The following is a 20,215-nucleotide window of genomic DNA, read 5'->3' on the forward strand; positions in this document are numbered from 1 at the left end:
CCGGGGCGCTGCCGCGTCACCGCGGTCGGCCGCCGCCCGAACGGACGGAGGGCACCGGCGCGCCGGCGCCCTCGCTCGGTTATCATCCCCGACGTTCCCCCAACCGGGGCGCCGCCCCGGCCCATTGCTGTCAAGATGAACACCGATTCCCTCGCCCTGGACTTCAAGAGCGCCACGCTCTATGCCGTACGCGTCGTGCTCCATAGCGCCGATACCGGGCGCCTCGTCGCCGCCCTGAACAAACGGATGGCCGATGCGGGCAGCTTCTTCGAAAACGAGCCCGTCGTCATCGACGCCACGCGTGTGGAAGGCGTGGTGGACTGGGCTGCGCTGCTGGAAGCGCTGCGCGGGCACAACCTGCCGCCCATCGGCGTCGCGGCCGATGGCGAAAACCTGGCGGCGGCCCGCGCCGCGGGTTTGACGCCAGTCGAACTGTCCACGCCCGTGGCGCGGCCGGCCCCCGCGGCGGACGCTGGCGGCGCCCCGCCGCCAATGCCCACGCAACCGGCGGCGGGGCTCACGACCGCACCCGCCCCTGAGGGCGGCGCCGAAAACGCCGGCCCCGATGATGCCGGGCAGGCTCAGGCCACCGAAACTCCGGGGACTTCCGCATCCCCCACGACCGCCCGATCGCAAAGCGGCGCGCCGGCGGCATCCCGCGAACCCCTTCCAAACCGCGAGGCGCGGGAAACCACCTCGGCGCCCGCCCCGACCCCGGCCGATCCCAGGTCGTCGTCGGCGCTCGTCATCAGCCGGCCGCTGCGTTCCGGGCAGCGCGTCTACGCCCGCCATACCGACCTGGTCGTCATCGGCATGGTGAGCCCCGGCGCGGAAGTCATCGCCGACGGCAACGTCCACGTCTACGGCCCGCTGCGCGGCAAGGCCATGGCGGGTGCGCGCGGGGACACGTCGGCCCGCATCTTCACCACGCACCTGGATGCCGAACTCCTGGCGGTGGCCGGCGTATACCGGGTGGTGGAAGACAAGCTGGACGCCATGCTGCACGGGCAGCCCGCGCTTGTGCGCCTGGATGGCGACACATTGAGGATCGAAGCGTTGAAGGGGTGACCACCCCGCACGACTTCGTGACCAACGGTTGCCAACGCCGTTGAAGAAGCGCTAAGCGCGGCGTTTTGCTTTACGATACTGCGATTTATTCAGAACAAAAGGGTTCTACAGACATGACGCGTATTGTTGTGGTCACTTCCGGCAAGGGCGGAGTGGGCAAGACGACGACCAGCGCCAGTTTTTCTTCCGGCCTCGCGATGCGCGGGCACAAAACCGCTGTAATCGACTTCGACGTGGGCCTGCGCAACCTGGACTTGATCATGGGATGCGAACGCCGCGTGGTATATGACTTCGTCAATGTCATCCAGGGCGAAGCTTCGCTCAAGCAAGCGCTCATCAAGGACAAACAGCTGGAAAACCTGTTCGTTCTTCCCGCCTCGCAGACGCGCGACAAAGATGCGCTGACGCAGGAAGGCGTGGGCAAGGTCATGGAAGAACTCAAGGAAATGGGCTTCGAGTACATCGTCTGCGATTCGCCGGCGGGTATCGAAACGGGCGCGCTGATGGCGGCTTATTACGCCGATGACGCGCTGGTGGTCACCAACCCGGAAGTCTCGTCGGTGCGCGACTCCGATCGCATCCTGGGGATCCTGGCGGCGAAATCCAAGCGTGCGGTCCAGGGCGAAGAACCGGTCAAGGAATATCTGCTCCTGACCCGCTACAACCCCAAGCGCGTTTCGGAAGGCGAAATGCTTTCCCTCACGGATATCGAGGACATCCTGCGCATCAAGCTGATCGGCGTGATTCCCGAATCCGAAGCCGTGCTGCAGGCGTCGAACCAGGGCCTGCCGGCAATTCACCTGAAAGACAGCGATGTCTCGGAAGCCTACAAGGATGTGGTGGCCCGCTATCTGGGCGAGGAGCGTTCGCTGCGCTTCACCGACTATGCGAAGCCCAATTTCCTGAAACGCATATTCGGAGGCAAGTAACCGATGTCGCTTTTGTCTTTCCTGCTCGGTCAGAAGAAGTCCTCCGCCAGCGTGGCCAAGGAGCGCCTTCAGATCATCCTTGCGCATGAACGCTCGGGGCGCGGCGACTCGCCCGATTATCTGCCGCAACTGCAGCAGGAACTGATCGCCGTCATTTCCAAGTACGTGAACATCAATCCGGACGACATCAAGGTCAACCTGGAGCGGCAGGACACGCTGGAAATCCTCGAGGTCAAGATCGAGATGCCGCAAGCCTGACGGCTTGCGCGTTCGCGCAACCGATTATCCCCGGCCGCCGCACATGGGCCGCCGGCCACGATGGATGGCCGCGGTCATGCGGCGGCCGGAATACTTTTGATACCTTGCGCGCAGTAGCGTCCGTCGACAAAAAACCCGCCTCGCTGTGAACCGAACCGTCGAAGGCTGGATCTTTGTCCAACTTCGGGGCCGGTCCACTGCGCCAAGGCGGGTTTTTTTACCCCAAACGTCCGGTTCAGCACTGCGCGCCCAGCGGGCCGTTGCAGCGCCGAACCCGGCTTACCTGCCCACCTGGTTGCCGATGACGCCGCCGATGGCGGCGCCGCCGACCGTTCCCAGCACACCGCCGTTGGTGATCACGGCACCCGCAACGCCGCCAATACCGGCGCCCGTCACCGTGGCCTTCTGACGATGGCTCATGCTGTCCCAGGTGGAACAACCTGCCGCCGACAAGGCGAGCATGCAAACCGCGCAAAACTTGGACAAGGATTTGATTTTCATGATTGATTCCTCCAGACATCGAAGGCGCGGCGGTGCACCCTACTTGCGTTCGCAACCCGCCTTCGGCGATGCCGTCGTGGACGACATGCTCAGCATCGCAAATGCCGGGCCCAAGCACTGTGAACATTGCCCAACAGTTGTGTCCAGATATACCAACCTCGCCCAGCCCCAAGCTATCCATCCGCGACGCCGCCCACAACAGGCGCCCCCGACCGCAGACGCCGCGGATCCGGCTCCGCCAGTCCGCCAGCGTCGCCCCCTCGAGGGAGAAGCGCGAAGCGCTTCGGCGGTGAGCGCCCCCGACCTCACCCATGAAAACAGGTGCCCCACGACCAGGGACGCCGCGGATCCGGCTTCGCCGGTCCGCTGGCGTCGCCCCCTTGAGGGGGAGCGCGCAGCGCTTCGGGGGTGGGCTACTTCAACGGCTTATAGCGGAGCCGCTTCGGTTTTGCCCCTTCCTCGCCCAGGCGGCGGCGCTTGTCGGCTTCGTATTCCTGGTAGTTTCCATCGAAGAACACCACCTGCGAGTCACCCTCGAAAGCCAGGATGTGCGTGGCGATACGGTCGAGGAACCAGCGGTCGTGGCTGATCACCATCACGCTCCCCGGGAACTCCAGCAAGGCGTCTTCCAGCGCACGCAGCGTTTCCACGTCCAGGTCGTTCGACGGCTCGTCCAGCAGCAGCACGTTGCCGCCGGCGATCAGCGTCTTGGCCAGATGCAGGCGGCCGCGTTCGCCGCCCGACAACTGGCCGACGATCTTGTTCTGGTCTGCGCCCTTGAAGTTGAAGCGCCCCAGATAGGCGCGCGAAGGCATTTCGAATTTGCCGACGGTCAGCACGTCCGCGCCGTCCGCGATGGCGTCAAATACCGTCTTGTTGTCGGTGAGCGAATCGCGCGATTGGTCGACGTAGGCCAGCTTCACGGTCTGGCCCAGGGTGACCTTGCCGGCGTCCGGCTGTTCCCGGCCCGCGATCATGCGGAACAATGTCGATTTACCGGCGCCGTTCGGGCCGATGATGCCGACGATGGCGCCGGGCGGCACCTTGAAGCTGAGGTTGTCGATGAGCAGCCGGTCCCCGTAGGCCTTGCTGACGTTCTCGAACTCGATGACCTCATTGCCCAGGCGTTCGCCGACGGGAATGAAGATTTCCTGGGTCTCGTTGCGCTTCTGATATTCGTAGGAAGACAGTTCCTCGAAGCGCGCCAGACGGGCCTTGGCCTTGGCCTGGCGGCCCTTCGGATTCTGCCGCACCCACTCCAGCTCTTTCTTGATGGTCTTCTGGCGCGCGGATTCGGACGCCTCTTCCTGCTTGAGCCGCGCCTCCTTCTGCTCGAGCCAAGAGCTGTAGTTGCCCTTCCATGGGATGCCGTGCCCGCGGTCCAGTTCCAGTATCCATTCCGCGGCGTTGTCCAGGAAGTAGCGGTCGTGTGTCACGCCCACCACGGTGCCGGGGAATTTCTGCAGGAACTGCTCCAGCCATTCCACGCTTTCCGCATCCAGGTGGTTGGTCGGTTCGTCCAGCAGCAGCATGTCGGGCTTGGACAACAGCAGGCGGCACAACGCCACGCGGCGTTTTTCGCCGCCCGACAGATGTTCCACCTTGGCGTCCCACGGCGGCAGGCGCAGCGCGTCGGCGGCGATTTCCATCTGGTGTTCGATATCGTCCGCGCCCGTTGTGGCCGCCGCGGCGATGATGGCTTCCAGTTCCGCCTGCTCGGCTGCCAGCTTGTCGAAATCGGCATCCGGTTCCGCGTACGCGGCATAGACCTCATCCAGGCGCTTGCGCGCCGCGACGACGGCGCCCAGACCTTCCTCGACGGCCTCGCGCACGGTGTGCGCCGGATTCAGCTGGGGCTCCTGCGGCAGATAACCGATATTCAGGCCGGGCATCGGGATCGCTTCGCCTTCGATGTCCTTGTCCACGCCCGCCATGATCTTGAGCAGAGTGGATTTGCCCGAGCCGTTCAAGCCCAGCACGCCGATCTTGGCGCCGGGGAAAAAGGAAAGCGAAATGTCGCGCAGGATCTGCCGCTTGGGCGGCACGATCTTGCCGACGCGATTCATGGTGTAGACGTATTGAGCCATTGGAAATTGCGGTGATGTCGATCGAACGGCGATTGTAGGCCGGCGCGGCCGGCACGGTGGTTGCATTTCTGTATTGCCTTGCCGTCGTGCGAAAAGCAGGGACGCCACTATGAACGATTCTCCTTTTCGCTCTCTTTCGATATTCTTACAGCTTTCAAGGCCACGTCCGAGGACATGGCCTCCAGCAGCAGCAGGAACCCTTATGTCCGCCTCAGCCAATCCCCCCGAGTCCGTCGCACGCTTTCAAGCCGCAGAGCTTGACATGCTGGCCAAGACAGCGGACGCGCTCAGCGCCTATCTGGGCAAACCCGTCCTGGCCGAAGTCGGCACGGCGGATGACGGCCTGGAATGGGTCACCTTCGGCATCCCGTTGGAAGAAGACGTGCCCGAAGGCGGCGAGCACGAGGCCCTGCGCGTGCAAATGGGCGGGCCGAATGCGCGACTGCTCGGCAGCCGCGGCGGCTTGACGGGCACCGACGAAGAAGCCTACGACTGCCTGTATCTCTGGGCCATACAGATCACGCTGGCCGAAGGCGAGCGCTTCGTGAAACTGGACCAGGACGGCGAAGAATCGGCGTGGTCGGACAGCCTTGCCGACGTCCTGCCCTTCGCGCTTTCCGATGAAGACCTTGCCATCCTCGGCGCGGACGATGACGATGACGACGACGAGGATGACGACGACGAAGACGATGCGGCCTTCGGCGTCCGGCCCGACGATACGCCACACCGCCACTAGCAGGGCGTCATCGTTGGCGGGCGCAAAGGCGGCCGGCACGCATCGCCTTCGGTCGCGGGGTCTCCCGCATCCGCCCACGAGCCACGCAGCCATGGTTCAATAGCGCCGTTTTTCAGGGCCCGGGCGGTCGCCGGCGCCCATGTTCCGTTGGAGCCCTCATGCCGTTGAAACTTGCCCGCGCAGCGTCGTTGCTGCTGGCCGCCTGCCTCGCCGTGCCCGCTTTCGCGCAGATGAAGGTTGGCGTTATCACATCGTCCACCGGTCCCACCGCCCTGGTGGGCATCCCGCAGAAAAACACCGTGCCGCTGCTGCCGGCGCGTATCGGCGACATTTCGGTTGAATACGTGGTGCTGGATGACGGCAGCGACACGAGCCAAACGGTGACGGCGGTTCGCAAGCTGATCGGCGAAGCGCAGGTCGACGCCATCATCGGGCCGCCCGGATCGCCAAACACCCTGGCCATCCTGCCGTTCGTCGCGGAAGCGGGCGTGCCGCTGCTGGCGCCGGTGGGCACGGCGGCCGCCGTGCTGCCCATGGACCCGCAAAAGAAATGGGTGTTCAAAACGACGCAGAACGACGACATCATCGCGCGGGCGCTGGCCGACCACATGGCCCGCAGCGGCATCAAGACGGTGGGGTTCATCGGCCTGAACGACCCGTATGGAGAAAACTGGCACAAGGTCTTTTCCGCGCTGGCGGCCGAGCGCCATATCGCGATCGTGGCGGACGAACGCTATGTCCGCACGGACAGCTCTGTCACCGGCCAGGCGTTGCGGCTGCTGGGGGCGCGCCCGGACGCCGTGCTCGTCGCCGCGCCAGGCGGCGCCAGCGTGCTTCCCGAGACGACGCTGGCCGACCTGGGCTACACCGGCCGCTTCTACCAGACCCATGGCGCGGCCCTGCCCGATTTCCTCAAGCTGGGCGGCAAGAAAGTCGAAGGCACGATTCTGGCCGCGAGCCTGATGCTGGTGCTCGACGAGATCCCCGACAGCAATCCGTCCAAGCCGGTCGCCGCGCGCTACATCGACGCCTACCGCCAGCGCTACGGGTCGGCGCCGGCCACCTTCGGCGCGAACGTGTACGACGCCGGCCTGCTGCTGGAACGCGCGGTCCCCGTGGCGGAGAAGTCGGGCAAGCCCGGTACGCCAGCCTTCCGCGCGGCGCTGCGCGATGCGCTGGAAGGCACGCGCGAACTGGTCGGCACGCAAGGCGTTTACAACATGACGCCGCAGGATCACAGCGGGTTCGACGAGCGGGGACGCGAGCTGATCACGGTCAAGGACGGCAAATGGACGCTGCTCAAGACCGCGCGTCCGTGATGCACCGCCGCCGACGCAACGCCCGGGAGGCCGCCGCATGAATGCCCAGGTCGCATTGATCCTGGGCCAGGACGGCATCGCCAATGGCGCGGTCTATGCGCTGCTCGCGCTGTGCATCCTGCTGGTGTTTTCGGTCACCCGCATCCTGCTGATTCCGCAAGGCGAGTTCGTGGTCTTCGGCGCCCTTTGCATGGGCGCCATGCAGGCCGGCCAAATGCCGGCGCTGGTCTGGCTGCTGGCGGCGTTCACCGTGGCGGAAACGGTCTGCGACATCCTGTCCGGCCGTGGCGGCGCAGCGGGCGGCGTGGAGCCCGCGCGGCGGCATCGGATCGCCAGGCTGGCCTACCCTTTCGCGCTGGCGGCGCTGCTGCACGCCCTGCCGCTGGCTTCACTGCCCATATGGGCGCAGGCCGCGCTGACTTTGGCCATCGTCGCACCCATGGGACCCCAGCTGTACCGGCTTTTCTATCAGCCCATCGCCGATGCGTCCACGCTGACCCTGCTCATCGTGTCGATCGCCGTGCACCTGGCGCTGGTCGGTCTTGCGCTGCTCGTTTTCGGGCCGGAAGGCGCGCGCACCCTGCCGTTCAGCGACGCGCGTTTTGCGCTCGGACCCGCCAGCGTGGCCAGCCAGGTGCTGTGGATCGCGGCGGTGTCGCTGCTGTGGATGCTCTGCCTGTACCGGTTCTTCGGCCGCACCGTTTATGGCAAGGCGCTGCGCGCCGCGGCCGACAACCGCGCCGGCGCACGGCTGGTCGGCATTTCGCCGGCTTTCGCGGGACGCACGGTTTTCCTGTTGGCCGCCACGCTGGGCGCCTGCTCCGGCATTTTGATCGGACCGGCCACGACGCTGTACTACGACTCGGGTTTCCTGATCAGCCTCAAGGGCTTCGTCGCTGCCATCATCGGCGGACTCGCGAGTTATCCGCTGGCGGTCGCCGGTGCGTTGATGGTGGGTCTGGTCGAGTCCTTCTCGGCGTTCTGGGCCAGCGCGTACAAGGAAATCGTCGTTTTCACGCTGATCATTCCCTTCCTGCTGTGGCGGTCGCTGCGGCACGCCGGCATCGAGGAGGATGAAGAATGACACGCGGCCGCCTGCTGGCCCTGGTCCTGGCCGCCTGGCTGTGCGCGCCCTGGCTCCTGCCGCCGTTCTATTTGTCGCTGCTGCAGACGGTCGGGCTGTCCGCGCTCGTGGCGCTGGGGCTGGTGCTCCTGACGGGAATCGCGGGCCTGACGAGCTTCGGGCAGGCGGCGTTCGTCGGCGTGGGCGCGTATACCGCGGCGCTGCTGGGTGCGCGCGCCGACGCACTGCCAGGCTGGCTGGGCTGGCTCGGCGGTTCCCCGTGGCTGGCGCTGCTGGCGGGCCTGGCGTTGACGTGCATGCTGGCAGGCGTACTGGGCGCCATTACGCTGCGGCTTTCGGGCCATTTTCTGCCGCTGGGCACCATCGCCTGGGGACTTAGCCTTTATTTCGCCTTCGGCGCGATGAAAGCGCTGGGCGGCTACAGCGGCATCGGCGATATCCCGCCCATCCGCATCGCCGGCGCGGCACTGGGACCGCGCGGCATGTACTACCTGATCTGGCTGTTGTTGCTGCTGGCGCTCTGGAACACGCGCAATCTGCTCGATTCACGGCAAGGCCGCGCGATGCGCGCCTTGCGCGGCGGCCGCCTCGTGGCCGAGGCGATGGGCGTGAACACGACTGGCCTGCGCATGACCCTGTTCGTGCTGGCGGCCTTGCAGGCCAGCACTTCGGGATGGCTGTATGCGCACTGGCAGCGTTTCGTGAACCCCACGCCTTTCGGGCTGCAGATGGGTATCGAATACCTGTTCATGACCGTGATCGGCGGCGCCGGACATATCTGGGGCGCGCTCGTGGGCGCCGGCGTTTTCACGGTGGTCAAGCAGTGGCTGCAGGACTTCCAGCCCCGCTTGCTCGGACAGAACGGCAACTTCGAAATCATCGTTTTCGGATTCGGCATGGTGCTGCTGCTGCATCGCGCACGCGGCGGGATCTGGCCCGCGATCGCGCGCCATGCGCCGGCGCCCGCACCGCGCCGCATCAATATGTCGGCCGAACCCTTGCCGCGCCGGCCTCTGCCGCCGCGCGGCGACGTCGTTCTGGAGGCTTGCGGGCTGACGCGACGTTTCGGGGGGCTGGTGGCCAACCGCGATATCGCTCTATCGGTCGAGGCCGGCCAGATCGTTGCCGTGATCGGCCCCAACGGCGCGGGCAAGAGCACGCTATTCAACCTGCTGTCGGGCGTCGATACGCCCACGTCCGGGTCGGTGCTATTCCTTGGAGAGCCGATCGCGGGCAAGGGCGCGCGGCATATCGCCGCACTGGGCATGAGCCGCACCTTCCAGCACGTCCGTCTGCTGTCCGCGATGAGCGTCCTGGACAACGTGGCGCTGGGCGCGCATCTGCGCGGCGCTCATGGCGTGTGGGCGTCGGCGTGGCACGCCGACCGCCGCGAGGAGGCCCGGCTGCTGGCCGAAGCCGCTCGCGAACTGGAACGGGTGGGATTGGGCGCCGTGATGCACGAGCCCGCCGGCACGCTGCCGCTCGGACGCCAGCGCATCGTCGAAGTCGCGCGCGCACTGGCCTCGGATCCGTGCCTGCTGCTGCTGGACGAACCGGCGGCGGGACTGCGCCATCATGAAAAGCGCGAACTCGCGGCGCTGCTGCGCAAGCTGCGCGCGGGCGGCATGGCGATCCTGCTGGTGGAACACGATATGGAGCTGGTGATGGACGTCGCCGACCATGTGATCGTGATGGACTTCGGCGAAAAGATCGCGGAAGGCGCGCCCGCCGAAATCCAGCAACATCCCGCCGTGCTTGAAGCGTATCTGGGCATGGCGGATTGACCGCATTGCGCGTTGGCGGCATGGTGCGTTGAACGGCATTTGCCGTAAGCGGGCGCGCCAGCTCCGGCGTGGCGCGCTGTCCGGATGCGGGACGCGAAGGATTTTCCGGGGCGGCAGCCCCATGGACGCTAAAATCGCGCGGACTTTCCCGGAGCGCGCATGGACGCCGCCACGATCCAACTGAACGACATCGCGCTGTTCGTCGAGGTTGCCCGCCGCAAGAGCTTCAGCCTGGCCGCCCGCGCCTTGAACATGCCCACGTCCACGCTGTCCCGCCGCATCAGCGAGCTGGAACGCGCGATCGGCATGCGCCTGCTCAATCGGAATACCCGTCGCCTGGACCTGACGGAGGCGGGCGCGCAGTACTTCGAGCGCTGCCAGGGACTGGTGGACGAAGCCCGCTTTGCGCACGAACAGCTTTTTTCCCTGTCCTCGCGCCCCGAAGGCAAACTGACCGTCAGCCTGCCCAACAGCCTGGCCATACTGCTCTTGCCTGAAACCCTGCAGGCCTTTACCGACGAATATCCGGAAATCGAGCTGGAGCTGGACCTGAGCCTGCGCGCCGCGGACCCGCATGCGGCGCCCTTCGACGTCATGCTGCGCATGGGGGAACCGGCGGCTGCCGAAGGCATGGAGGTACGCGAACTGATCGCCTTGACGCGGCATCTGTATGCGTCGCGGGCGTATCTGGAAAAGCATGGGTGGCCCCAAACGCCCGCCGACCTTGCGCGGCATGAGTGCCTGCGCAGCTTCTCAAACGAAGCCGGGTCCACGTGGTTGCTATGCCGCGACGGACAGGAAGAGCGCGTGACCGTGCACGGCCGCATCACCGCAAACAATATGGGTCTGCTCAGCGATTTCGCCAGCATGGGGCTGGGCATCGCGCCCCTGCCGGTCTACGCGGCCACGCATGGCCGCATCGCGAGCGAATACGCCCTTTCCCGCGTGCTGCCGGAATGGACGGCCGCGCCGCTGCCCGTGTACGCCATCTTTCCGTCCCGCATTCTGCCGGCCAAGACACGCGCGTTCATGGATTTCATCGTGCCCAAGCTGGCGCCGGCCAACGGGGAAAAGGCCGGCCCAGCCGCCGGCGACGGCCATGGCCGAGCGAACGACGGGAATACGACCGAGCCTGGATCGCGCGCATGAAAAACGCCGGCAATCGTCGAATGCGACGATTGCCGGCGTTTGATTGCTGCCGCGGCGGGTCAACAGCACTCGGAAGCGGCGGCCGGGGCGATGCCCCGCTCGATCCAGGCGTGACGCCCGAACCAAGCCTGGACAAGGATCAAGCGCGCTTGATCTTTTCCAGCATCTTGAACACGCCCTTGGGCGAGTTCACGAACAGACGCTTGAAAGCCTTGCCCAGGCAACGGCGTTCCAGGGTATTGCGACGCACGCGTTTGCGTTCAGCCATGACGAAGTCTCCAGGGTTGCGGGCGGTTGATGCGGATCAACACCCCAAAATCAGAAAAACCCGGCATTGTATCACCCCGGGATGCTGACTGGCTCCACCCGTGTTTGCCGCAACAGTACGCGGTCAACGCGCCCGCAGGAACGCTTCCACCTGGCTTGCCGTGGGCAGCGGCTGGACGGCGCCGAACCCCTGGGTGGAAAGCGCGGCCGCGGCGTTGGCGTAGCGCACGGCGGCGGGCCAGTCGTCGCCGCGGGCGCGCCGCGCCAGCAGGTTCCCGGCGAAGCAGTCGCCCGCGCCGGTCGCATCCACCGCGTTGACCGTCAAACCGGCAACGCGAAGGCGCGCCGTCCCGTCATCCAGGATGGCGCCTTCCTTTCCGAGCTTCAGAACGATCACGCCGGCGGCGCCCGATGCCCGTATCCATTCCAGCGTGCCGTCGGGATCCGTGTGCCCCGTCAGGTGGCGCATATCGTCCATGCTGGGCAGGAAAATGTCCGCCAGCCGCATGGCTTCGCGCAGCGTCGCGCGCGCCCGGTCGACAGGCCACAGGCGCAGCCGCAGGTTGGAATCCAGGCAGACCTGCGTACCGGCGGCACGCGCCCGCTGCATGGCCGCGAAGACGGTATCGCAGGCGCTCGCGCTGATCGCCAGGCTGATGCCCGAGACGTGCAGGAAGGTTGCCCGCTCGATCACGCCATGCGACAGGTCCTCGGGCTGCATGCGGCTGGCCGCGGAGCCGCGCCGCATATAGCTGAAGACGTGACCGTCGGCCCCATGCTGGACGAAGTACAGGCCCGTATGCGCCTGCGCATCGACCACCACGCCAGCCGTATCGACGTTTTCCGCGCGCCAGAGCTGCATCAGTTGCTCGCCGAAGGCATCGGCCCCCACGCGCGTCAGATAGGCGCAGCGCGCACCCTGCCGCGCGGCCGCGATGATGGCGTTGGAGGTATCGCCCCCGAACCCCTGCAGGAACTCCGGCTGGCCCGGCCGGGTCTGGTTGAACTCCAACAGCGGTTCGCCCAGGCCGACGATGTCGAAATCACGCATGGGCGGCCTCGCGGGTCCGGGCGATCTGCGCGACCAGCGCCGCGGTGTCGCGCGCGGCGAAAGCGGCCTTGTCATAGAGGTTGCTGCCGATACCCACCAGCGAGGCGCCGGCCCGGAAATAATCGCCCATGTTCTTCTCCGTCACGCCGCCGGTAGGGCAGAACAGCGTGTCGGGGAAGACCGACTTGAGGGCGGCCAGATGGCTGGGACCGCCCGTTTCCGCGGGGAAAATCTTGACCATATCGGCGCCGGCCCGGCGCGCCTGGATCACTTCGGAAGGCGTGAAGGCGCCGGTCAGGCACAGCGCCGAGGCCGCGTGCGCCAACGCCGCCATTTCGGGGACCAGCCCGGGGGAAACCAGGAAATCGACGCCGGCGACCAGCGCCTCGCGCGCCTGGTCTTCACCGAGCACGGTCCCCAGCCCGAGCAGCAGGCCGTCGCCATGCTTGTCGCGCAGCGCCTTCACCAGGTCGATCACGCCAGGGATGGTCCAGGTCAGCTCCAGGGTCGTGCAGCCCGCGGCGATCGCCACTTCGGCGGCGTAGGCGGCGGTGGCGGCATCGCCATAACGCAGCACCGGCACGACGCGAGCGGCCAGCAGCGCCTGGCGCTTGGCGGCGCGTGGGTCTTGGGTGGAATCGTTCGTACTCATGCGTCCTCTCGGAAAAACGCGCCGCCGGCGGCCTGGATGTTCGAATACCGTGTAGCGCCGGCGCGAAGCGCATGGAAGCGCCCCCGCGCGCCGGCGGCTAGTCCACATTGTGGGCAACTTCCCACAATGTAGGCAGATTATCGCATGCGCCTCCCCTTGCCCCTATGCCCGACGCGGCTACCCCGGCCCCCATTGCGGCCCACGCTACGATTACGCCATGACATCCGAAATCCGCATTGTTGGCGCCCGCCAGAACAACCTCAAGAACCTTGACGTATCGTTCGCGACTGGCGAACTGGTCGTCATCACCGGCGTGTCGGGCTCGGGCAAAAGCTCGCTGGCCTTCGATACGCTGTACGCCGAAGGGCAACGCCGCTACGTCGAAACGTTTTCCCCCTACGCGCGGCAGTTTCTCGACCGCATGGACAAGCCTCAGGTCGACCGCATCGAAGGCATTCTGCCGGCCATCGCGATCGACCAGACCAATCCGGTGCGCAGTTCGCGCAGCACGGTCGGCACCATGACGGAGCTGAACGACCATTTGAAACTGCTGTTCGCACGCGGCGCGCGCCTGTATTGCCGCGGCTGCGGCCTGCCGGTGCGCCGCGATACCGCCGACTCGATCTATCGCGCGCTGGCCGAGCGCAGCGAGCAGGCTGGCGACCGCCGCCTGGTGGTGACCTTCCCCATCAAGGTCCCCGCGAATTTCACCGAGGACGAGGTGCGCGGCTTTCTGGAGCAACAGGGCTATACCCGCGTGCATGCGCAGGAAGACGCGCTGACGCAGGCCGACGGCGGCGCCGCCCCCGAACCGCTGAAGGCCAAGCGCGGCGGAAAATCCGCCAAATCCGGCACGGCGCCGGAGACTGCCGCGCAACGCGTGCTGCACGTCGTGCAGGACCGCTTCCGTTTTTCCTCGGTGGAGCGGGATCGCGCCATGGAAGCGCTGGACACCGCGCTGCGCATGGGCGCCGGACATTTGTCGGTGCACGTGCTCGACGACGAGGGCCGCGACGAGCGCGTCTGGAAATTCAGCGACCGCCTGCACTGTGCGGACTGCGACATCGAGTACACCGACCCGTTGCCCAGCTCGTTCTCCTTCAATTCGCCATTGGGCGCGTGCGAGACCTGCCGCGGCTTCGGCCGCGTCATCGGCATCGACTTCGGGCTGGTGGTGCCGGACGAAAACAAAACGCTGCTGGAAGGCGCCATCAAACCCTGGCAGACCGCCAGCTACAAGGAATGCCAGGACGACCTGGTGAAATACGCGCCCAAGGCCGGCGTGCCGCTGTCGGTGCCTTGGAAGAGCCTGACGCCCGCGCAACGCGACTGGGTGCTGCACGGCGACCCCGATTTCAAGGGCGGCAGCCAGGCATGGAAGACCCAGTGGTACGGCGTCCAGCGTTTCTTCGCATGGCTGGAGACCAAGGCGTACAAGATGCACGTGCGCGTGCTGCTGTCGAAGTACCGCAGCTACACGCCCTGCCCGGCGTGCCGCGGATCGCGCCTGAAGCCGGACGCGCTGCTGTGGCGCGTCGGCAGCAAGGACGAAGCCGATGCCGTGCTGCCCCCGCACGACGGCCGCTACGCGCGCTTCAAGCCCGTCCATGCGAACTGGTCGGACGATCTGCTGAACCTGCTCGACGGGCTGTCCATCCATGACCTGATGCTGCTCCCGATCGAGCGGGTGCGCGTGTTCTTCGACCGTATCACCTTCGCCGGCGTGCTGGATGCCGCCACGGATCTGCTGCTGACCGAAGTGCGCGCCAGGCTCAAGTTCCTGTGCGACGTGGGCCTGGGATACCTTACCCTCGATCGGCAGAGCCGCACGCTGTCCGGCGGCGAAGTGCAGCGGATCAACCTGACGACGGCGCTGGGGACCTCGCTGGTCAACACGCTGTTCGTGCTGGACGAGCCGTCCATCGGCCTGCATCCGCGCGACATGCATCGCGTGGTCGAAGTCATGCACCGGTTGCGCGATGCGGGCAATACCCTTGTGGTCGTTGAGCACGACCCCCAGGTCATGGTGGCGGCTGACCGCGTCCTGGACATCGGGCCGGGGCCTGGCGAACGCGGCGGCCGCATCGTCTTCGACGGCACGCCGGCGCAATTGCGCAAGGCGCCCACCCTGACCGGCGACTATCTGGGCGGCCGCGTGCGCGTGGAAGCACCGCGCCCCATGCCGGTGGCGGCCAATACGCCGCGCCTGCTGCTGGAAGGCGTGAATGCGCACAATCTGAAGAATGTGTCGGTGGAAATCCCGCTGGGACGCCTGGTTTGCGTCACCGGCGTATCGGGCTCGGGCAAATCGACGCTGGTGCAGGACGTGCTGTACCCGGCGTTGCTCAAATTGAAGGGCAAACCTTCCGAAGCCCCGGGCGCGCACGCGCGCCTGCTGGGCGCCGAACAGATCGCCGACGTCGTCATGGTGGACCAGGCGCCCATCGGCAAGACGGCCCGGTCCAATCCCGCCAGCTATGTCGGGGCGTTCGACGCCATCCGCAAACTGTTTGCCCAGGCGCCCCTATCCAAGGAGCGTGCATACACCGCGGGGATGTTCAGCTTCAACAGCGGCGAGGGGCGCTGCCCGACCTGTGGCGGCACCGGCTTCGAGCACGTGGAGATGCAGTTCCTGTCCGACGTCTACCTGCGTTGCCCCGATTGCGACGGCAAGCGGTTCCGCCCGGAAGTCCTGCAGGTACGCGTGGAGCACCTGGGCAAGAGCGCGTCCATCGACGAAGTGCTGGACATGACGGTCAGCGAAGCGCTGGAGTTCTTCAAGGGCCTGCGCGACGTGCAGACTGGCCTCGCGCCGCTTGCCGACGTGGGCCTGGAATATGTGCGGCTGGGCCAGCCCGTGCCAACCTTGTCGGGCGGCGAAGCGCAGCGCCTGAAGCTGGCCGGTCATCTGGCCGAAGCGGCGCGCAGCGGGATCTCGTCGGCCCGCGTGGCCAAGAAGGGCAGCCTGTTCCTGTTCGACGAGCCCACCACCGGCCTGCACTTCGACGACGTGGCGCGCCTGATGCGCGCATTCCGGCAGCTGCTTGCAGCCGGCCATACCTTGCTGATCATCGAACATAATCTGGACGTGATCCGCGCAGCCGACTGGCTGCTGGACCTGGGGCCGGAAGGCGGCGACGCTGGCGGCCTGCTGATCGGCACCGGCACGCCCGCCGACCTGATGAACAACCCGGCCTCTCACACCGGCGCGGCGCTGCGCGAATACGAAAGCGCCATCGTCCCGGCGGCCCGCGAGGAGGCGCTTGCGCTCGCGCATACCGCAGCGGGCGCCGCCCGCCGCGACACCGCCGCGGCGGCCGTCGCGGAACCCGCCCTGGCCTATGGCGATGGCAACGGCGCCGACGACGGCGGGCAGGACGAACCGGCAGACGCCGGCGTGCCGCTGCAAACGGCCGTGCGTCGCCGCGCCACGCAGGCGATCGAAATCCGCAACGCCCGCGAACACAATTTGAAGAACGTCAGCGTCGAGATCCCGCGTGACAAATTCACCGTGATCACAGGCGTCTCGGGGTCCGGCAAATCGACGCTGGCCTTCGACATCCTCTTCAACGAAGGACAGCGGCGCTACCTGGAATCGCTGAACGCCTACGCCCGCGCCATCGTGCAGCCCGCGGGCAAACCTGACGTCGACGCCATCTTTGGCATTCCGCCCACCGTGGCCATCGCCCAGCGCACCAGCCGCGGGGGCCTGAAGTCCACGGTCGCGACGATGACCGAAATCCACCACTTCCTGCGCCTGCTTTACGTCAAGCTGGGCGTCCAGTATTCGCCGGACTACAACGTGCCGGTGGAGCCGCAAAGCCCGGAGCAGATCATCGCCCGCATCATGCGCGAACGCGCCGGCGAGCACATCGGCATCCTGGCTCCGCTCGTCACGGCGCGCAAGGGTTACTACACCGATCTGGCGAAATGGGCGTCGGGCAAGGGTCACACGCATTTGCGCGTCGATGGCGCCTTCATTCCTGTCAGCCCCTGGCCGCGGCTGGACCGCTACAAAGAGCACACCATCGAACTTCCGGTGGCCGACGTCGTCGTCGATCCGGCAAACGAGGCCGCGCTGCGCGATGCCGTGCGCCGGGCCCTGGAGTACGGCCAGGGCGCCCTGAGCGTGCTGTGGCCGCTCGACAATCTGCGCGACAACCCGTCCACGCCGCTGGAACAGGCGCACTTCTCCACCAAACGGACCTGCCCGATCAGCGGCGTCAGCTTTCCGGAGCTGGACCCGCGCATGTTCTCGTACAACTCCAAGCACGGCTGGTGCCCGACCTGCTATGGCGCGGGCGTGGTCATCGCGGGCTTCGACGAGGAACAGACCGGCGAAGAAACCGCCTGGACCGACGATGCCGGCGAAGCCAGGATCTGCCCCGAATGTCACGGCCAGCGTTTGAACCGCGTGGCGCTGGCGGTGCGCTGGCGCGACCGTTCCATCGCCCAACTGGCAAGCATGTCGGTGGCCGAGGCCCATGCCTTCTTCGAAGGCCTGGTGGTGCGCGGGCGGGAGGCGGAGATCGCCCGCGACATCCTGCAGGAGATCCGCAGCCGATTGAACTTCATGAAGGAAGTCGGCCTGGACTATCTGGCGCTGGACCGCTCCGCGCCCACCCTATCGGGCGGCGAAGCCCAGCGCATCCGGCTGGCCGCGCAGCTGGGCTCGAACATGCAGGGTGTGTGCTACGTGCTGGACGAACCCACCATCGGATTGCACCCGCGCGACAACCGCATCCTGCTCGACGCGCTCGGCAAACTCGAAGGCAACGGCAACACGCTGGTGGTGGTGGAGCATGACGACGACACCATCCGGCGGGCCGCCCATATCATCGATATCGGACCGGGCGCTGGCGTGCGCGGCGGCCGCGTGGTGGCGCAGGGCACCGCCGACGACCTGATCGCGACGCCGGAATCCGTGACGGGCCGCTACCTGGCAAAGCCGCTGCAGCATCCCCTGCAGGGCCGGCGTCCGGTGGACAAGGACACGCGCTTCGTCGAGGTGCGCAACGCGCATCGCCATAATCTGCGCAATGTGACCGCGCGCGTGCCCATCGGCCGCCTGAGTGTGGTGACCGGCGTATCGGGTTCGGGCAAGTCCACATTCGCCCGCGACGTGCTGCTGGACAATCTGCTGCAAGCCGTGTCGCAAGGCAAGGCGCCGGCCTGGAAGGGCTGCACAGGAATCAACGGCTGGGAAGCGCTGGACCGCGTGCTGGAAGTCGACCAGACGCCCATCGGAAAGACGCCGCGCTCCTGCCCCAGCACCTATGTGGGGTTCTGGGACGAAGTGCGCAAACAGTTCGCCGATACGCGCGAGGCGCGCATGCGCGGCTGGACGGCGGCGCGTTTTTCCTTCAATACGGGCGATGGCCGCTGCCCCATTTGCGAGGGCCAGGGCATGCGCACCATCGAGATGAACTTCCTGCCCGACGTGAAGGTGCCCTGCGACGCCTGCAACGGCGCGCGCTTCAATGCCGACACCTTGTCGGTGAAGCTGCGCGGCAAGCACGCCGGCGAAGTGCTGGCCATGGAAGTGGATGACGCGCTGGCGTATTTCGAGGCCCATCCCAAGGTTCGCCGGCCGCTGCAATTGATGCAGGACGTGGGGCTTGGTTATCTGACGCTGGGCCAGCCCTCGCCGACGCTTTCCGGCGGCGAAGCGCAGCGCATCAAGCTGGTCACGGAACTGTCCAAGGCCCGTTTGACGGAAGGCGTGATCACCACCGGCCGCGCCTCGCGCATTCCGCATACGCTTTACGTGCTGGACGAACCGACGGTGGGTCTGTCGATGGCCGACGTGGAAAAGCTGATCCACGTGCTGCATCGCCTGGTGGAAGCGGGCAATACGGTTGTCGTGATCGAGCACAACCTGGACGTCATCGCCGAAGCCGACTGGCTGGTCGATCTGGGGCCCGAGGGCGGCACCGGAGGCGGCCAACTGGTGGTGCAGGGATCGCCGGAAGAAGTCATGGCTTTGCGCGAACGCTCGCACACGGGCCGCGTGCTGGCCGAATTCCTGCAACGGCAATAAGGGCGGCAGCGCATTCGTCGCAGCGAGAGGTCGAAGATGTTCTGCCGTTTCGAGGACCGCCTTGCGGGGCGGGCACTGCAGCTGGACGGCGCCCGCGGCCGCATCGCGGCATGGTCGGCGACCGAACTGGACGCCGCGTTGGCTGCCGTGGACAGCGCCCGGCGCCAGGGACGGTGGGTGGCGCTGCTGCTGGACTTCGAACTGGGCGAATGGCTGCTGCCTTTGCGGGCGGATACGCCGCAGCGGGCCGATACGCCGCAGCGGGCCGAAAACCGCGAGGGCAGCGCCGCACCGCATGCGCCCGGCATGCGCGATGGCGCGCCGGCGTCGCCCCCATCCGCCCGCCGCCCGCGCCTGCGGGCGCTGGTGTTCGATCGGGCGCGCTGGGAGCCTCCCTGGACGCTTGCGAGCAGCGATGACTTGGATGATGCGGCCGCCATCGCGCGGCCGGAACACACTACGGGCATCGGCGCAATCGCGCCGGGCCAATCGCGCCAGGACTACCTGGCGCAGATCGAAGCTATCCGCGAGGGTATCGAACGCGGGGATTTCTACCAGGTCAACTACACCTTTCCCCTGCAAATGGAGGTGCGCGGCGACCGCCGCGCGCTTTACCGGCGCATTGCGACGCGCAATCCGGTCGCCCACGCCGCCTACATCGAGGACGACGAAGAAACGATCCTGTCGTTTTCGCCGGAGCTTTTCGTGGCGCGTCACGGCGGCACGCTGGCCACCCGCCCCATGAAGGGGACGGCCCCGCGCGACGCCGATCCCGCCCGCGATCACGCCCTGGGGCAGGAGCTGCTGGCAAGCGTGAAGAACCGTGCCGAAAACCTGATGATCGTGGACCTGCTGCGCAACGATCTTGGCCGCATCGCGCGTCCCGGCGGGGTCCGGGTCGAATCCCTGTTCACGCTGGAACGCTATCCCACCGTGTGGACCATGACTTCTACCGTCGTCGCGGACGTACCGGACGCAACGCTTGCCGATGTCCTGCGCGCGCTATTCCCTTGCGGATCCGTGACGGGCGCGCCGAAAATCGCTGCCATCGAGTACATCCGCCGCAACGAAGCCGCGCCTCGCGGCCTGTATTGCGGCAGCATCGGATGGCTGGCGCCGGACGGCGATTTTTCCTTGAATGTGGCGATCCGCACGCTGGTGGTGGATGCCGCCGGGCGCGGCGTCTATGGCGTGGGAGGCGGTATCGTGCACGATTCGGATCCCGCGTCCGAATGGGAGGAATGTTTGTGGAAAGCAAGGGTGCTGAGCCGCACGTAGCGGCCGATATCG

At 66.7% G+C, this 20,215-nt stretch carries 15 protein-coding genes; 10 read left to right on the top strand and 5 right to left on the bottom strand.

The annotated features are described in order from the left end of the window. Positions 1-135 precede the first annotated feature (135 nt). The 3 genes from minC (at position 136) to minE (ending at position 2,255) form a co-directional block, all read left to right on the top strand. Complete coding sequence (minC, locus tag CAL13_RS16840) at positions 136-1,068, top strand: septum site-determining protein MinC (RefSeq protein ID WP_086073006.1); 933 nt, start codon at positions 136-138, stop codon at positions 1,066-1,068. 113 nt (positions 1,069-1,181) lie between these two features. Continuing rightward, on the top strand, positions 1,182-1,997 hold the full coding sequence (gene minD, locus CAL13_RS16845) for a septum site-determining protein MinD (protein ID WP_086058408.1): 816 nt from the start codon (positions 1,182-1,184) through the stop codon (positions 1,995-1,997). Between the two features lie 3 nt (positions 1,998-2,000). After that, positions 2,001-2,255: a cell division topological specificity factor MinE gene (gene minE, locus CAL13_RS16850; RefSeq protein WP_086058409.1), complete on the top strand. Its 255-nt coding sequence runs from the start codon at positions 2,001-2,003 to the stop codon at positions 2,253-2,255. A gap of 279 nt (positions 2,256-2,534) precedes the next feature. Here minE and CAL13_RS16855 read toward each other — a convergent pair whose 3' ends face one another. Then, the gene (locus CAL13_RS16855; RefSeq protein WP_086058410.1) at positions 2,535-2,756 is read right to left on the bottom strand and encodes a glycine zipper 2TM domain-containing protein; all 222 of its coding nucleotides are present in this window, start codon (positions 2,754-2,756) and stop codon (positions 2,535-2,537) included. 413 nt (positions 2,757-3,169) lie between these two features. Then, entirely contained in the window at positions 3,170-4,843 is a 1,674-nt protein-coding gene (ettA, locus tag CAL13_RS16860; RefSeq protein WP_086058411.1) for an energy-dependent translational throttle protein EttA, read from the bottom strand. 202 nt (positions 4,844-5,045) lie between these two features. Here ettA and CAL13_RS16865 point away from each other — a divergent pair, with 202 nt between their 5' ends. The 5 genes from CAL13_RS16865 to CAL13_RS16885 all read left to right on the top strand — a co-directional run bounded on the left by CAL13_RS16865 (position 5,046) and on the right by CAL13_RS16885 (position 10,915). Continuing rightward, on the top strand, positions 5,046-5,579 hold the full coding sequence (locus tag CAL13_RS16865; RefSeq protein WP_086073007.1) for a hypothetical protein: 534 nt from the start codon (positions 5,046-5,048) through the stop codon (positions 5,577-5,579). A 158-nt stretch (positions 5,580-5,737) separates the two neighbouring features. Further along, entirely contained in the window at positions 5,738-6,898 is a 1,161-nt protein-coding gene (locus tag CAL13_RS16870; protein ID WP_086073008.1) for an ABC transporter substrate-binding protein, read from the top strand. A 37-nt stretch (positions 6,899-6,935) separates the two neighbouring features. Continuing rightward, positions 6,936-7,982, top strand: a complete 1,047-nt coding sequence (locus CAL13_RS16875) for a branched-chain amino acid ABC transporter permease (RefSeq protein WP_086073009.1) — start codon at positions 6,936-6,938, stop codon at positions 7,980-7,982. Further along, on the top strand, positions 7,979-9,766 hold the full coding sequence (locus tag CAL13_RS16880; RefSeq protein WP_086073010.1) for a branched-chain amino acid ABC transporter ATP-binding protein/permease: 1,788 nt from the start codon (positions 7,979-7,981) through the stop codon (positions 9,764-9,766). Before CAL13_RS16875 ends, CAL13_RS16880 begins: the two co-directional genes overlap by 4 nt. Before the next feature lie 159 nt (positions 9,767-9,925). Next, the gene (locus tag CAL13_RS16885; protein WP_086058416.1) at positions 9,926-10,915 is read left to right on the top strand and encodes a LysR family transcriptional regulator; all 990 of its coding nucleotides are present in this window, start codon (positions 9,926-9,928) and stop codon (positions 10,913-10,915) included. A 139-nt stretch (positions 10,916-11,054) separates the two neighbouring features. On the opposite strand, the gene CAL13_RS21615 is transcribed toward CAL13_RS16885, so the two are convergent. The 3 genes from CAL13_RS21615 to CAL13_RS16895 all read right to left on the bottom strand — a co-directional run bounded on the left by CAL13_RS21615 (position 11,055) and on the right by CAL13_RS16895 (position 12,885). Beyond that, positions 11,055-11,183: a hypothetical protein gene (locus CAL13_RS21615; protein WP_254925996.1), complete on the bottom strand. Its 129-nt coding sequence runs from the start codon at positions 11,181-11,183 to the stop codon at positions 11,055-11,057. A 123-nt stretch (positions 11,184-11,306) separates the two neighbouring features. Next, the gene (locus tag CAL13_RS16890; RefSeq protein ID WP_086073011.1) at positions 11,307-12,233 is read right to left on the bottom strand and encodes a sugar kinase; all 927 of its coding nucleotides are present in this window, start codon (positions 12,231-12,233) and stop codon (positions 11,307-11,309) included. Beyond that, positions 12,226-12,885, bottom strand: coding sequence for a bifunctional 4-hydroxy-2-oxoglutarate aldolase/2-dehydro-3-deoxy-phosphogluconate aldolase (locus CAL13_RS16895; protein WP_086058418.1), 660 nt, complete (start codon positions 12,883-12,885; stop codon positions 12,226-12,228). The genes CAL13_RS16890 and CAL13_RS16895 overlap by 8 nt, the downstream gene beginning before the upstream one ends. Positions 12,886-13,102: 217 nt before the next feature. Here CAL13_RS16895 and uvrA point away from each other — a divergent pair, with 217 nt between their 5' ends. Together uvrA and CAL13_RS16905 are read left to right on the top strand one after the other, a co-directional pair. Continuing rightward, the gene (uvrA, locus tag CAL13_RS16900; protein WP_086073012.1) at positions 13,103-18,925 is read left to right on the top strand and encodes an excinuclease ABC subunit UvrA; all 5,823 of its coding nucleotides are present in this window, start codon (positions 13,103-13,105) and stop codon (positions 18,923-18,925) included. 36 nt (positions 18,926-18,961) lie between these two features. Beyond that, positions 18,962-20,203 carry an aminodeoxychorismate synthase component I gene (locus CAL13_RS16905; protein ID WP_086073013.1) on the top strand — a complete coding sequence of 414 codons (1,242 nt, stop codon included), beginning with the start codon at positions 18,962-18,964 and terminating at the stop codon, positions 20,201-20,203. Positions 20,204-20,215: the final 12 nt, after the last annotated feature.

The sequence above is a fragment of the Bordetella genomosp. 9 genome, from assembly GCF_002119725.1.
GTDB lineage: Bacteria > Pseudomonadota > Gammaproteobacteria > Burkholderiales > Burkholderiaceae_B > Bordetella_C.